The sequence below is a fragment of the Pseudoalteromonas 'SMAR' genome, assembly GCF_048515945.1.
Lineage (GTDB): Bacteria > Pseudomonadota > Gammaproteobacteria > Enterobacterales > Alteromonadaceae > Pseudoalteromonas.
In genome coordinates, this window is record NZ_JBLWMW010000001.1 from 75,590 (window position 1) to 91,705 (window position 16,116).

A 16,116-nucleotide genomic window follows, 5' to 3' on the forward strand; every position below is an offset into this window, starting at 1 on the left:
GTTGATGAATTTTACGAACAAGGTGATCCAATGTCACCATTTCGAGTTCAAGTTGTTGTGGAGGTGGGTCTTAAAGAATGGGTTACTCTCTGAAAAACCATGCTTCTAAGAGATCAAAGCCTCAAACCGTAGTCTAGGGCATTGTCAGTAGTCTGAAATGGCGCTTTAAGCCCATTTCATGTTTCGTAAGATTTATAACTCAACAGCTAGTTTAATTTGGGTACCTATGGTTTGTATAAGCCCGAGCTTCAGCAAGTCGGTTACTACTGCCCTGACCTAAACGATAAAGTAGGTAATAACAGTAAGGCACAAAGGCTAAACTGGTTAAGGTTGAGAAGATCAATCCACCGATAATCGCAATCGCCATGAGTTTATAATCTAATACGCCTGAATCTGCTGAGCTGCTATCGAACAACACAGGTAACATGCCAATCACCGTTGTTGCCACTGTCATTAAAATGGGTCGCAAACGGGTTGAACAAGCATCAACAATCGCTTGTTGTAAGTGCTCTGCTGAGCCCTTAAAGCGGTTAATTTGGTCAATCAAGACTATGCCATTGTTTACAACAATACCCATGAGTACCAACATGCCTAACATGCCTGTTTCACCTAAGCCCATACCAAGTAGTGCAAAGGTCCAATACACACCAACAAAGCCAAGTCCTATCGAACTTAGAATTGCTATTGGTAATAGCAATGACTCAAACAACGCCGCCATGATCATAAAGATCAAGAACAGCGCGATCATCATATTAAAGGCCATATCTTTCATTGACTCATCTTGCTCAGCAAACTTAGGACCTAAACTCCAAGAATAACCTCGCGGTAATGTGATCGCATTCATCATCTCGTTGAGCGACTTTGCCGCCTCTTTGTGACTGACATCTTGAATATTCATCCCTATAGAAATCTGAGTTTGACGATCTCTGCGTGAAATTGTGCGCGGTGCTGGGCGTGTTTCTATTTCTACCAGTTGTTGCAAGGTTAAAATAGCGCCGTTTGATTCCATGACAGGTAAGCTTTTAAGTTCTTCCATAGGAATAGCACCCTGTTCATAGTAACCCGCGATGATCTCGACCTCTCCCTTATCAAGGGTTCTCAGCGTTTTCAAATTCAGACCACGCATAGCATTACCAATTTTAGTGGCAATTTCTTGTGTCGAAACTCCCAGCTGCATAGCACGCTGTCTGTCTACCACCAGCTGCATTTCATAGACATCGCCCTCAGCACTGTTTTTTACATCGGTAAAATGTGGATGGGCTTCAAGCACAGGTATAAGCTGCTCAGCCAACTCATTTAATTTTGCAGTCGAACGACCGAACAGATAAACACTCACCGCCGTTCGAGAACCAGCTTCTCGTTGCAAAGACGCTTTTGCATACGCTGATTCAGGAAAGTTGTCACGGATATCTTTTTTAATATCCTCAATGGGTCTTGGCAAGTCTTCAACAAAACGAATACTTGACCATGCGCCTCTTTGATACACGCCAGAGTAAAGTTTTTGAATCCCAAGAGATTGCTTGTTATCGAGTAAATAAGTCTCTATTTTTTGCAAAAACGCGAGCTTTTTATCAAGCTCAGGTTCGCCCTTAAACTCATAAAAAATCTGCAATCGTTTTTGTGATTGAGCGTCACTAGAGCTCTTATCAACCATACTCTTTGCCAGCATGACACTGGTAAACATGATCAAGAAAAAAGCCCCCACACGCTTAGGGTGGCTAAGGCCCCAATTTAATGCTTTGCGGTACGTTTGCTGTGCTTTATCTGAGCCAGATTCGTTTGCACTGGCATTGTTTGGTAAAACACGATACATACACAGTGGGATCAGGGTTTTTGCAACCAATAAAGACACCATTAATGGTACACAAATAGACACTGCTATCTGCTGTAACATCACGGTTAAAAAGTTACTGTCACCCATAAGTAAAGGCAAAAAGATCACCACTGTAGTGAGTGTTGCGCTCAAAATGGCGGTACTGACTTTATCAACGCCTTCTATGACTGCAGCTTTACCCGAGTCACCTTGTGCTCGTTGTTGCAAGATGCTTTCACAAACCACCACCGAGTTATCAATAAGCAAACCGATGGCGATGATCAAACCAATCAATGTCAGCATATTTAAGCTGAAACCCATGAAGTAAATAATCGCCAATGAAATACTTAATGAAACAGGCACGGCAAGCACCACAACCCCGGTGAGTTTAAGGTTACGTAAGAAAAACCACAGTACAAAGAATGATAATACCGCCCCGATTGCACCAGCCTGTAACAATGAAGAAATTGATACTTCAACACTGTTACCATCATCTCTGTCATATTGAATATCAATATGCTGCAGTTGTGGCTTTTGCATCACTTCATCAAGGGTTTCGCGAATGCGCTTTGCCACATCGACTACATTTGAATCCGATTCTCTGAAAATATCTAAGCCGACAGCTGGTTGACCGTCAACACGACGCTGCCATTGGCGCTCACTCAATGCATAATGCACGTTGGCAATGTCAGAGAGTTTCACACGCTCATTGATGCGTTGCGCTCGAATATCTTCGATGTCACGATATTGACCTTGCGGTGTCACCGCATAGCGATAATCATCAGTATGAACTTCACCCACAGATTTTAAAAAGTTGGCTTCTTGAAGCACTCGCGTCACTTGCTGTATGTCAACGCGATGCATAGCAAGTTTGTCAGGATCAAGTTTCACCCAAATTCTTGGCTGACGTAAATAAAGCTCTACGCGCCCTACGCCTTGAATACGCTCCAATGGCATTTTTAGGTTGTTTTCTAAAAACTCATAGTCACGATTTAAAGATTTTTCACTGAGTAATGTTAATTCAACAACCGGCATATCTTGGGTTGAAAACTTCATGACGTCTACGCGCTGTAAGTCTTCAGGTAAAAGGTGTCGAACCAGATCTACCTTTTCGCGTGCTTCTAAAATTGCCACATTTAAGTCAGTTGAGAATTTCATCTGTAGCGTAAGTGAAGCCCACCCTGAAGAGGTGCGCGAAGTGACTGAGTTTACCCCACCCATGGTTGCCAAAGTTTCTTCAAGGGGCTTGGTAATAAGGCGTTCAATCTCTTCAGGGGTTGAGCCTGGGTATGATGCTCTTACAAACACGGCAGGCGCATTGACCGCAGGCCAACTATCAAGGGGAATAAGCTTACTGCTCATAAGACCAGCTACGATCATTGATAACATCAGCATAAAGCAGGTCACTGGCCGCTTTAGGGCCAGCGCAGTCAGGTTTTTGATTGATTTAGCCTGCTTCATAGTCCGCCTTACCTAAGTTCTCATTTACCTGCACTTGGTCACGGTTAAACACACTATATAAAACAGGAATAACGATTAATGTTAAGAAAGTCGCAATTAATAGACCGCTCATTACCGTAATCGCCAATGGCGCACGTAATTCAGCGCCCTCTCCCGTTGCCATCGCCATAGGTAACAAACCTAAAATCGTGGTCATGGTCGTCATGATGATTGGACGCAGACGCGAGTTGGCCGCCTCTAAAATAGCATCCAACATCGCACAACCTTGCGCGCGTAACTGGTTAATACGGTCGATTAATACAATGGCGTTGTTTACTACAATACCGCTTAGCATGATCAAGCCAATAAAGGTGATCACACTTAAGCTGGTACCAGTGATAAATAAACCAAAGATTGACCCGAGTACCGCCAGTGGCACGCTGAATAAAATGATGAACGGATTTAACAATGACTCAAACTGTGAAGCCATCACCAAGTAAACCAAGAATACCGCGAGCAATAGCGCCATCATTAATGACGAATAGGCTTCTTCCATTTGCTGATTCTGACCAATCACTTGACTATAAATACGATCAGGTAATCCTAAAGATGCCACTTCACTGCGCACAACCTGCGCCGCTGTTGCTAAATCACCTTCTTTTACAGAGGCTGTAATGATGGCAACACGAGCCTGATCTAACCGGTTTATTTCGTTCGGGCCAATAGATTCAGTGACTTTTGCAACCGCTGACAGCGGCACACTCTGACCATTTTCACCATGAATGATTAAGTCGCGGATCGCCGCCACTGAGTTACGCGAATCACGATCGACTTGAACCAAAATATCAACCTGACGATCATCCAGATTATATTTGCTAGCGACATTACCGCCTATTTTGGTTGCCAGAATATCAGTTATGCCCGCAGCGGTTAATCCTAGGCTACTTAAACGTTGATGATCAAACTCAATTTTCAGCTCAGGTTGTCCTGCTCTGAGCGATGTTGTGACATCGGCAAAACGCTTTTGCTGTTGTAGTTGCGACACCAATCTATCGGCGTACAGTTTTAACTCATCAAGCTGATAACCGCTCATGACCACAACTAATGGACGTTCTTGCTCAAACATGCGACTTTGCGTGAACTCTGCATTGATTTGAGCCATGCCTGACAGTTGCGCACGTAACGCGTCTTGCACTGCGCTTAGTTGAGCTGGTGTATCAGTTTTAACAACCAGTTGCCCCCAGTGAGAGCCACCACGTGTCGCACTGCTCATCATCAGGCTACCTGTGCCCGACATACTGTAAGTGTGCACCACACCCGGCATATCAACTACTGAGCGCGCCAACAAATTAAGCTGTTGGTCAGTTTGTTCAATCCGCGTACCTTGACGCAGTGTAACTTCTAGAGTCAGCTCTGTTTGTGCCACTTCAGGCATCAGTTCCATGCCCAATTTAGGCAATAGACTTGCGACACCCAAGGCAAAAACTAACGAAATTGAAATAACCAATGCGCGCTGTTTCATCGCGCCTTTAAGTAGCTTGTCATACCCTTTGGCAAAAATTTTATAGACACCATTGAATGCAACATAAGCCGGATAAGTAATTTTGCTTGTACACCAGCCTATGATTTTCGATAGCATCATAATGAGGCGTAATATCCAACGCCCGATAAAACACGGGATCACAACAGCCACAAACTTGAACGGCAGTAATAACAGGCTAAGCCATTTTTTAATGCCTGTTCTTACTGGCTTTTCAGCTTCAATGTCTTCAAGGTTTGCATCACTCGAGGCAATTGAAAACTGTCGTGACGCCAACATAGGAATAAAGCTCAGTGCCACAATTAATGAGGCAAGTAGAGCAAAGGTGACCGTTAGTGCTTGATCACTGAAAATCTCTCCAGCAAAACCTGTGACAAATGCCAAAGGCGCAAATACTGCCAATGTTGTCAGTGTAGAAGCCGTTACAGCGCCCGATACTTCATTGGTGCCTTCGATTGCAGCTTGTTCAACATCTTGCCCTTGTTCTTTTTTGCGATAGATGTTTTCAAGTACTACGATAGCGTTATCGACCAATAAACCAACCGCCAGTGCTATACCGCCTAAAGACATAATGTTTAGGCTGATGTTATTGGCAAACATCAAGTTAAAGGTTGCAATGATGGAGGTTGGAATAGCCAATGCAATAATGATTGTCGGTTTAAACTTACCTAAGAAAAGATACAAAACCACAATCGCTAGTAGACCACCAATAATGGCTGTTTGCTTTACTTCATCGATGGCTTTTTCAATAAACTCAGCCTGATTTGACAGAATTTTCAGCTCAGCATTTTCTGGTAATTCGTCCTGTAGTTGTTTTATTTTAGCCTGTACACGTTTGGCCACAGCCACTGTATTGGCATCGCCCTCTTTGTACAAAGCCATCTCAATTGCTTCATTGCCATTAACACGGGTGATATCTTGGCGTTCTTTTACACCATCAACTACAGTGGCAATATCACGTAAGTAAACCGTTTGTCCGGCATCTTGTTTGATGATGACATCGCCAATTTCTTCCATATAAGTGAACTGGTTAAGGGTACGAACTAAAAACTCTTGCTGACCGTCATAAACGCGACCGGCCGACACATTGATGTTTTCGTTTTTAATACGGTTAGTGATCATCTCAGCGGTCACATCACGCAGCATGGCTTGTTGCTGATCAATGAGTACTTGTACTTCTTGCTCTAAACCACCACTGAGTTGGACTGCAGCAACCCCATCAATAGGCTCAAGGGCACGTTTTATCTCTTCTTCTGAGTAAGTACGTAGTGATCTTAGTTGTGTGTAAGATTGTGTATCACCTGAGATACTTAGTCTTAAGATTGGGTCTAAAGATGGGTTAAACCTTAAAATAACGGGTTTTCTCAGTTCAACAGGTAGCATCACCATGTCGAGTTTTTCGCGAAGCTCCATGATGGCCAGATCCATATCAGTGCCCCACTGAAACTCAATGATTAAATCTGATTGTCCCAGTTTAGAAATAGAATGTAGCTTTCTAATACCTTTAACGACTCCCACAGCTTCTTCAATTGGTTTTGAAATCAGTTGTTCAATTTCAGCAGGAGCCGCACCGGGGTTTTCTGTTCTTACTGTTAAAGTTGGGTAACTCAAATCAGGTAATAACGACACCACAAGTCGTGAAAACCCCACCATACCGAACAACATCACCGCCAAAACCAACATGGTTATGGTTACCGGGCGCTTTACCGCAAGCCTAGCAATATTCATACTCTGTCCTTACTTCTGGCGCGATTAAAGCTGTTGAGATTTGTCTTCATCAGTATTGATCACGATGGCACTTTGGTCGTGATTTAACACTTTCAGTAATGCATCGTCTTTAAGACCATGTTGACCTACAGTGATAACGCCACCTTCATTTGGAATTGGGGTAATGACTTCTACCCAGCCGTCTTGTGTGTAACCCGTTTCCACTTCAAGCTTTTTAGCTCTGTCATTCTGTGCAACGAACAGAGTTGCTTTACCATCTTTTTTGATCACGGCGTTTTCAGGTACCAAGGTAACGCCTTGCTTGCTATCAAGCAGTAAAGCAACACGGGCAAACATCCCCGGTTTTAAAATATTCTCTTGATTATCAATCGTCAGCGTCACCTTAAAGGTGCCCAACTTGCTGTCTACCAAAGGTGCAATACGCAAAACAGTTGCTTCTAGCTGTAGGTTTGGCTCTGCAGGAAAATGAAGTTTTGCGACTTGCCCAAGCTTTACTTTACTAAGCTCTGACTCTGGTAAGTAAACCACACCAATGAGTGAGTCTAGTGACACAACATGGAACATTTCATTGCCAGATGTGCTTAACATATTATGGGCTTTTACTGAACGTTTTGCGATAACGCCGTCAATTGGCGAAACAACTTTACTATCGCGCAGTTTAATTCTGGCAACTTCAAGTTGATTTTCTGTTGTTTGCACTCTAAAGCGAAGTTTATCTAAGTCTTTTTCAGAAATAAGTTGTTTACCGTCAACTGGCTGGCTTCGATTGTATTCTGACTTTGCTGATTCGTAATCAATCTTGGCGCGTTCAAAATCTAACTCATAATTACGCGGGTCAATTTGCGCTAGTAAGTCACCCGCGCTCACACTCTGACCTTCTTGAGCATGCACAGATTCAAGCATGCCAGTTACCTTATTAACCACTTTACTTTCTTGCTCTGCTTCTAAAATTGCAGTGGTTTGGTAATACTTAGCAACATCGCCAACTTTAGAAAAGGTCACTTCAACTGGAATTGCAAAATCGGTTACCTCATTATTTTCTATATGATTGTTAACCTTTTTTTCACTGCATGCCGCAATAAAAAAAACAAAAAAAATCATATTGCATTTAAAAAATTCTCTCATTACTATTTCACTATATAAAGATAAAGCTCATTTATCAAGCAGCTACACTATTATTTTATCTTGTTATAAATTTCCCTGCAGCTATTTATCCAAAATTGATTTTGCAAAGTAATATTATTTAACTTATCTAAAACCTTATCAGGCTCAGATAATTCAGGGTAATAGCCATGTGAAAAAGTATCCATGCTGTGTAAGTAATGCCATAAAAAAGGTCTAGCTCTAATGGAATTTTCTAACTCTTGAAATACACTATCATTAACAGTTCTTATTGAAGTTAAATTTTCAAAGTATAATGCTACCTTAAAATCAGTAACGAACTTTCCATTCTCCCAATAGAACTCAGGTATAACAATTGTAGCATTTGATTTATTTTGAAGAAAAGCTGTCCCCATCATTGAGCTGTATATATTATTGAAAAACTTTGTTGTAATAAAAGCCCCATCAAAATTAAAAACATCAGGAAACATTGATACGCACCCACCTTCTTTTAAAGTGTTTACAGCTTTAATTATATCTCTTTTAGAGTTGTGTAGAATATTTATTTTCCTTTTGTCCTTTTTATATAATTTAACAAAAGATTCGTTAAAAGAGTTGACAGAAGCGGAATCAAAAAAGGTTGTTAATTCTTTGTTGTGTTTTTTTAATACATCTGAGACACTCAAAGACCCAATAACAAAATATCCTGAGTGTGACAACGCCAGAACAATGGGAGAATCACTTTCTAATACACTTTTCACATTTTCTTCTACTCTTATTTCACTCAATTCCTCTATTATTAGATCTCTGAAATACTGCCCTAAAAGTAACACACTTTGTAAAAAATTACTAAATATTAAATACCTATTCCTCTCAATTAAATTTTTTATAATTTCACTCTCTGAGCTATAACCAAAAAAAATCCTTAGGTTATTTTTTGTCGATTTACTGCTTTTGCAAAACGGCAAATATAATATAGCCAAGATATAAGACAACTTATAAAAAAACCTAATAAAAAGAGCAAATACTTTCGAAGTCATTTTTTATCACACCGTTTATTTTCTTATATTCCTCTTCGTTGACAACACCACTTTCTAGCGAGTTATCCAATAACATTTCAAGCAACGCTTTGTTTAAAACATCTTGATTTTTCCTATTAAAAACACTTTGTCTAAATAACCCATCAATAAAAATAAGTTTGTTGAATTTACTTTTAAAATCTCCATATATTTTTTTAAAAATTTTATCATTTATTTCCTCAACCAATGGTACTTTATCAGCTACAAAAAATGGAGTTTTAGACTCATTTTCACACAAAAATGCATGTGTTTTTACTATAGACACCATGGCATGAAATGTTAATGGTATGCGAAACTCTTCACCTTTAAATATAAACTTTTCTGTAAAATCTAATTTCCCATAATCAAACTCAAGAAAATAAAAAAAAACACTACTACTCACTTTCTCCCATTGATCTTTAAAAGAAGAATAGTTGTAAAAACTAACATTTTTAAATCCTTTAAAAATTTTACTCAGTTCTTTAGTATTCGGCAAAAAAACATCAAACCCTCTACTTATATAAGATTCTAAAACTCCAAATATACCCACACTAAAAACCTCAAATAACAGCACGTTATCCTTATCATTATTTATACCCTTTAAAGGAGGACACCATTTCTTTAAATTTTCTTTAAAAATTAATTTTTCTCGAAACAAGTCTTCTTCTGCATACTTCACACCCAGCTTTTTTAATAAATCCTCAGAATTAATATCAAGCTTCACGCTCCCTCCTTAATGCACTATAAACAACATCCAGAAACCTTAAAACAAGATTATAAATAGAAAAAATTAGAATGAATAACAAAATAAACTTAAACAGAAAAACAAACAAAATATAAACAAAGTCAAAACTAAGATAAGAGCCATAAAAACCCATTAAATCAACGCTCGCTTCATACAAACCTAAAACAATAAGATAAGATAAATAAAAAAGAAATAGCGAATATAATAAAGAAATAAAAATATAAGCATAAGAAAAAAAACGATCCTTATAACTTGAATTATTACTAGACAATGATGATATCACATAATTTCTCATTTCTTTTTTACCTAAGCAATCCAGTAGTGCCCAGTAGCCATCGAATTTTAAAATTGGATTAAGTGTAAATACAATAGATATCAATATAAAAAATGAACCTAAGTAATAAAATTGTTCTTCACTTTTCTCACCTAACAGCATCACTAGCACAAGGAAAATCAACTGATAATACACCCCAGACAGGGCAATAATTATTCTATACTTTCTTGGCAACAACCAACTTTGGTTAACATTTGCATACAAAACTGGAAAAATATAATAAACACCAAAACCAATACCACCACTTTTACCAGAAAATTTCCTACAAGCAGAGGCATGTCCGAATTCATGAAGTATAACACTAAGAAAATACAATATAAAAGCTTCATATATATAGTTAGATGACCCATAAAAACCATACAAAAAAAAGTAAGAAATATCATTATAGCTTACATATAGGGTTATAGAGAAAATAGATAAAAAACACAAAAAGAAAAGTTTATTAAAAGTAAAACCTAAAAAACCACAAATAAAAGAAGAAAGCTCAGCATTGATAACATCAAAAGCAAACAAAAAACCTTTAGGCTTAAATACTTCCCGATCCCCCCCCTTGAAAATATCGTAAATTTCGTTTATTGTCTGTATACTTTCCTCATCTAGAATTTTCACAATTTCATCATAACAGTCAGGGCTTTTACAGTTATAGTTATTTATAAATAACCCTAACTCTCTAGACACAATAAAATGCTCCCCAAAAACACTTATTATACTCTGCTGTTCACTTATTAAATCAGACTCTAAAGTAACCTCTATTTGCGAAAAGAAATTACTTTTTGTTAATTGCATATAACAACCCTCTGCATCCTTACTAAATAAAAAAGCCCCCCCTACTTTAAGGGAGAGGCCTTAAAATTTAGTATGATTTTTACATTAAACTACTAAACACTTTGAACCAGAACAACTACCACAGTTCTTTTGACATGCAGCCTCAGCATCGGCCGCATCCACAGCTGTTCCATCAGGAAGAAATACAGTTTGCATCTCTAATCGGGTATCTAACTTTTCTAATTTCATTTTATTTTCCTTATTTAATATAGATTCTATTTATTATCTTACTAAACACTCTGAACCAGAACAGCTGCCACAGTTCTCTGCACAAGCGGCTTCAGCATCAGCCGCATCCACTGCAGTACCATCAGGTAAAATTACGGTTTGCATTTCCAGACGAGTATCTAACTTTTCTAATTTCATTTTACTTTCCATATCTAACAAAAACTCACAGCTAAATCACAACCAAGAAAATGACATTTGAATAAAAATAATGACTTTTAAATCCACATGCCAAAATAAAACTACGTTAGTAATTATAATTTTCAAGATTTAACCGAACATATTAATAACTCATTCTTGAGCTATATTCCAAGCCACGACTTGAAATTCATTTCCACCAAAGAAAAACCAAAAGCCATATTATTTTATAAAGATAAAACCTAAATTTATACTATCACTACTTCCACCATCACCCTGATGAGCATTTGCACTTCTAGCCAAGTAGCTATTTCTTAGAAGCTTTTACCCCCCATAAAATTCACATCCTTCATTATCGTTATTTAAGATAAATTTTTTATAAACATCTAAAAAGTCTTTATGCTGGGGTATGGAGTTGTGATTTGCCCCTTCAAATATAAATAAGTCTTTACATTTTGAAAGAGAATTATCAAAAATTTCTTTAGCAAACTTAGGTGGTGTATTTGAGTCTTCACTACCAACTAAGATTAAGATAGGTTCATCAATCTCAGCAGATATTCTTGAGTTATCAAAGCCTGCCAGTTTTTTTTCAATCGTTATTGAAGTAAAAAGATCTATATACCAGGGAACCGTAGCATCAACAACATCTTTTGCATTTGTAGCTGGCGACTCAAGAACAACTCCAAAAGCATCTCTACTTTTAGCAACAAACGCTGCTTCAAAACTCCCCAGAGAATGACCATGAACTATTATATAATCTTCATTTTTTGATACATAATCATAGACCAGCAGAGCATCATCCAATAACGTTTCAGATGATGTTACACCATCAGAGTCCCCATAGCCTCTCCTGTCAAACATATAAACATTTACTTTTAATTTTAAAGCTAAACTATACAGGTGGATTAAGTAATTATTCTTAACAGCATTATTACCACCATAATAAATTATTGAGTATTTGTTTTTTTTAGATTTATAACTTCCACCTTTCAATGAATAGCCATCACTGGTATAAACCTCGTGTTCAGAAAAGTAATAATCATTTTCAACATTAAAAAAAGGAGTCAAAGTGTTTTCACTTGGGTTGAAAAAATTCTCATCTGAAATATAAATAGAACAACCTGAAAGGCATAAAAATATTATTATTCCCGTTATTATTTTCATTGTAGTACCGCTTAAAAGAAACCAAAAACATCTTAACCCCAAAAAAGAAACAAATCAACAACACCAAGAACAAAATGTAAATAAAAACCAAACAAAGAATTAATAAAAGCCAATTTCCCCAGTACTATTACCCTCAGGGTAAGTGCTTACTTTGTTAACGAGATTTGCCAAAGATAATTACCTCTCTGAACTCGGCGTCAAAACTAGCCGAACACACTTACCGCGTATGGAATCTTTACGGACCGTATGCTGCTTCACTAAGTTATGAACTACACACCCGAACAGGGCTATTTTTCTGTCTAGGTGGAGGTACTGGTTTAACATGCTTCTTCTTTAAATAAGACATCTAGCACCCAATGTTGCTGACTCTTTATATGTCAACTATTGTGAATCACTTTTTTTAGCATTTGCCCACCACCCGAGGCGGATGATAGATAAAGTGTGTATCAATTTTTGTTGTTTGCCCTTTTGTGTTATGACTTTCAACTGCAACTAAGGCAGCAAAACTAAGCGCCACAAAACAAATCATTATATTTCAAGCACATCTCTTACAACTAAATTTTTCAGTTTGCCGTTCTATCACTAGCCTGAAATAAGCAAAGCCTTAAAAAAAATCTCGCCATAGCAGTTGGAAAGGTTGTTTGGTGCGGTGGCGCAACCCGACAAACTCCCATGAAACAACTCGCCTACTTTTTTTTGGGTTAGCTTGGAAAGAACCTGTTTTTTTCCTGCTTATCTATCACAGCACCTAACATCATCGTGAGCCAATACCGCCATCAGCAACAAAATGTTTTATCGACTGAGCTTGTGTCTTCTGTACAAATCAGTATCTAAGCTAAGCCAAACCTAACCCTTTTTTAGTCGCGAAGCCCTGCTTCTATATGCATTCTCAAAGTGTGAAGCTTTATAACTTTCTCTAGGAATTGGTGTTTTTTGAGAAGCGAAGAAACCAGCAGCCACGGCTCTTTGTAAGCATGAATTTTGCCCATTTTGAGAAATTTTTGATCTTTTACCAACCATCGCCGCATGGGTTTGGTACTTTACCCTTTAAGTCAGCTCAATTGCACAAAGGAGCAGGCTATTACGGCGATTAGGTTTGAATAAATACCGACATAAAGTCGTCGCTATACTGGGTTTTCAGTTGGGCCTTGCCAGCGAACTTGGCTGATATAATGCGAGCCATTGCTTCTTACAGCTTTGAGCCAGGAGACTTAAAAACCGGCGTCCGTCACAATCACTGGTCGACATTCATACGGCAAGACCAGCTTAAGCATTTTCAAAAATTACTTTTGTACTTTAGGGCAATGGTACTAGAAGTTGAACATTCTATACTGGTAGAGGGCCATACCACGGCGCTCAGTAACAATGCTGGCACGCAGAATACAGTGATTGTTTTGTGTACCCGCATTGCTCCAATCAACCAGAATAATGGAGGGCTTCTCAGGCAAAACAAAGCGACTCAAATTGACATAAACTGATGACGATTCATGTAGTAGCTCTTGATTGCTAAGTAACCGATCAAGTTTGAGCTGATACATAACACTTGCACACCATCGGAGTCGACTATGGCGCACGGTAAAAGGTATAGATCAGCAATCGCTTTAGGGTTGAAGGCATCCCAAGCCGCGGCGTATTGTTTAAAAAGTGCTTCCACGCTAAAACTTCTTTAAAAAAAGATTTTCCAGATTATAACGCATCTCTTGCTGACAACAATAACGACCACAATACTCTAGCCGCTCACTAGCAAGAGTTCTGTGGAATAGACAGGCGCCAGGGCCTGTCCATTAAAGCTCTTAATACCCCCCACTATTGCTGCACAAGCTGCCAAGGCCCCCAGCCACCAGCAACAGGAGTGTCACCTTGAGTCCACCACTTAGCCTTAAACACTAAGCCTTCATAACTGACTTGTTCATCTTTTACGTACACACTGGTGGCATCCCAAGCTGGAACTCCGCCCACTGGTGGCTCTGTGGGTTCAGTGGGTAGGTCATCCACCACCCTCACTTGTGGCCAGCCCGCATGAGATTGGTAAAAGTTAGTCACACACTTTTCGTAATCGCCAGGGACCAAAGCGGAATAGGCGGTTTGGTAGCCCACCAGCTTACATTCGAAAGAAAAACCTCCGGGTCTATCTGGGTAGTAGGCCCAATCTCCTTCCCAATTGGTATATAACACATCGCTGGCGCCATCTAAATTAAGGCTGCCGTAAGGCGTTTGTTGCCAGCAGGTGTCTTCTTCGTCGCTGGCAATGGCGATATTGTAGTGATGTGAGAGTCCTTGCCAGTAGCGAATGCGGTTTACCGGTTGGCCTTTGTCTTTATTTTGTGCGCCACATTCAATGCCACCGTTAATAATATTGATGGTAGTACCAAAGCCATAACCAATGCCAGCGTCCACCTCACGCTGCGAAGGTGTCCAGGTTCTATCGATAACATGGAGCATGGCAGGCTTAGGGGCTTGTGGCGTTAAAAAGAACCAGATCGCAGAGGCAAGGTTTAACCAAGAGTCGGCCACTAGCCCAGGGTTATTAAGCAGCACCGTCGCGTCGCCATCAAACATCACCTCGCTGAAAGCACCATAGTTAAAGTGATAAGACAATTGCTTAGCGCCGCGACCAAAATAACCTTGTCCTTCAGCGCATGGCCATCGCCGAGTTTGCCAATTATCTTGACCACAGCCTGTGGTGTAGCCTTGCTCCCCTTCAGACCACCCCATTTCACGCACGTGAACCAAGGCCTGTTGCCACTCTTCAAGCCCTAATGGATTATCAGAAACATTGTCTTTGCTGATGTGACCACCGGTTTCTTGGGCAAAGTGAGCAAATGCAGTAATGATAGAGCGCTTGCAAATGGCATCGGCATTTCTGCCATCGCTGTAGTCTCCACAAAAGGCAGGAAACTTACCAATGGCACGCAAAAAGCGGGTATAGGTATATTCAGGTGCGGCCATTTGAGTTAAAAATTGCCACTGCTGCTGACCAAACACTCGCTCTGCACGTTGCACATTGTCGGGGTTACTTGCCAGGCCAGGCGCTATGGCCTCAACCACCGCGTTGTCACGGGTTTCAAGGGCTTTAGACCAAATGGCATACATGGGATCGAGTGTTTTGCTGGTTTTCGCAGCGTTGAGCTCGGCGCGCGACACAATATAACTATCTGGGTTATTAGGATCAGGCTGAGGGTTCATTGCTAAAGCAAGCGAGCTATTCAATGCCACTATAGCCAGGGTAATATTGGTTAGTTTATTCATCTTTTATCCTTTACATGTTGTGATCGGTACAAAACACCGATTAAACAATTATTAACAAAATGACACCGCTGTCAAATTTACTTTCTTTGTCGCCAAGTGGGATTTTTGTTTTTGCTGTGTCAGCGCCCGTGGTAAGCTAAAATGCCATTAGAGTCCGTCATTCGACACCTTTAGAAGAATAAATTAAGAGGCGAATCATGCAGATACTTCCCTTACAAGCCGAGCATTTTGAATCCGTTATCAAGCTAGGTAATCTAGTTCATGGCGATAATTACCTTGATGCTCAGGGCATTGAAAAAATGTATCAACAAGGCATGAAAAATGGCATTAACGCTTCTTTTGTTGCACTCAGTGATGACGGCGAGTTACTCGGTTTTAGAACCACCTACAGTGCTGGCCAGTGGCATATTGACAAATGGAGCTCACCTGAGCTTTGGCCTGTAAAAGCCGCAGATATGGCGTACTTTAAATGCATTGCTGTGGCACCACAGGCTCAAGGCCTCGGGATCGGACCGCAACTGTTACAACATGCTGTGGATGCGCTGCGTCAGCAAGGCGCGAAAGCAGGCGTTGCCCACTTGTGGAAGCAAAGCCCAGGCAACGGCGCAGTGAAGTATTTTACCAAGGCAGGCGGCCGCTTAATTAAGTTACACGATGACAAATGGTTAGACGATTGTATTCACCATGGCTACGTCTGCACTCTGTGCGGTAACGAGTGCCACTGCCAAGCAGCAGAAATGGTGTTGGAGTTTTAGT

The 16,116-nt window shown here is 39.9% G+C and carries 12 protein-coding genes; 1 reads left to right on the forward strand and 11 read right to left on the reverse strand.

The window, feature by feature from the left end; genetic code table 11:
* Positions 1-211 precede the first annotated feature (211 nt).
* From ACNKW2_RS00345 to ACNKW2_RS00395, 11 genes are all read right to left on the reverse strand, one after another.
* On the reverse strand, positions 212-3,274 hold the full coding sequence (locus ACNKW2_RS00345; RefSeq protein WP_419146767.1) for an efflux RND transporter permease subunit: 3,063 nt from the start codon (positions 3,272-3,274) through the stop codon (positions 212-214).
* Positions 3,261-6,521 carry an efflux RND transporter permease subunit gene (locus ACNKW2_RS00350; protein WP_419146768.1) on the reverse strand — a complete coding sequence of 1,087 codons (3,261 nt, stop codon included), beginning with the start codon at positions 6,519-6,521 and terminating at the stop codon, positions 3,261-3,263. The genes ACNKW2_RS00345 and ACNKW2_RS00350 overlap by 14 nt, the downstream gene beginning before the upstream one ends.
* Before the next feature lie 24 nt (positions 6,522-6,545).
* The gene (locus ACNKW2_RS00355; RefSeq protein WP_419146769.1) at positions 6,546-7,622 is read right to left on the reverse strand and encodes an efflux RND transporter periplasmic adaptor subunit; all 1,077 of its coding nucleotides are present in this window, start codon (positions 7,620-7,622) and stop codon (positions 6,546-6,548) included.
* Between the two features lie 74 nt (positions 7,623-7,696).
* Positions 7,697-8,662, reverse strand: coding sequence for an LpxL/LpxP family acyltransferase (locus ACNKW2_RS00360; RefSeq protein ID WP_419146770.1), 966 nt, complete (start codon positions 8,660-8,662; stop codon positions 7,697-7,699).
* Positions 8,631-9,404, reverse strand: coding sequence for a hypothetical protein (locus ACNKW2_RS00365; protein ID WP_419146771.1), 774 nt, complete (start codon positions 9,402-9,404; stop codon positions 8,631-8,633). Before ACNKW2_RS00365 ends, ACNKW2_RS00360 begins: the two co-directional genes overlap by 32 nt.
* Positions 9,394-10,545, reverse strand: coding sequence for a hypothetical protein (locus ACNKW2_RS00370; protein ID WP_419146772.1), 1,152 nt, complete (start codon positions 10,543-10,545; stop codon positions 9,394-9,396). The genes ACNKW2_RS00365 and ACNKW2_RS00370 overlap by 11 nt, the downstream gene beginning before the upstream one ends.
* Positions 10,546-10,629: 84 nt before the next feature.
* Positions 10,630-10,773: a hypothetical protein gene (locus tag ACNKW2_RS00375; RefSeq protein ID WP_419146773.1), complete on the reverse strand. Its 144-nt coding sequence runs from the start codon at positions 10,771-10,773 to the stop codon at positions 10,630-10,632.
* Positions 10,774-10,806: 33 nt separating this feature from the next.
* Positions 10,807-10,950, reverse strand: coding sequence for a hypothetical protein (locus tag ACNKW2_RS00380; RefSeq protein ID WP_419146774.1), 144 nt, complete (start codon positions 10,948-10,950; stop codon positions 10,807-10,809).
* A 321-nt stretch (positions 10,951-11,271) separates the two neighbouring features.
* Positions 11,272-12,111 carry an alpha/beta hydrolase gene (locus ACNKW2_RS00385; RefSeq protein WP_419146775.1) on the reverse strand — a complete coding sequence of 280 codons (840 nt, stop codon included), beginning with the start codon at positions 12,109-12,111 and terminating at the stop codon, positions 11,272-11,274.
* A gap of 1,459 nt (positions 12,112-13,570) precedes the next feature.
* Positions 13,571-13,765, reverse strand: a complete 195-nt coding sequence (locus tag ACNKW2_RS00390; protein WP_419146776.1) for a nuclear transport factor 2 family protein — start codon at positions 13,763-13,765, stop codon at positions 13,571-13,573.
* A gap of 152 nt (positions 13,766-13,917) precedes the next feature.
* A complete protein-coding gene (locus ACNKW2_RS00395; RefSeq protein ID WP_419146777.1) occupies positions 13,918-15,360 on the reverse strand; it encodes a chitinase in 1,443 nt (480 codons plus the stop codon).
* Positions 15,361-15,557: 197 nt separating this feature from the next.
* On the opposite strand from ACNKW2_RS00395, the gene ACNKW2_RS00400 reads away from it, so the two are divergent.
* Entirely contained in the window at positions 15,558-16,115 is a 558-nt protein-coding gene (locus tag ACNKW2_RS00400) for a GNAT family N-acetyltransferase (RefSeq protein WP_419146778.1), read from the forward strand.
* Position 16,116: the final 1 nt, after the last annotated feature.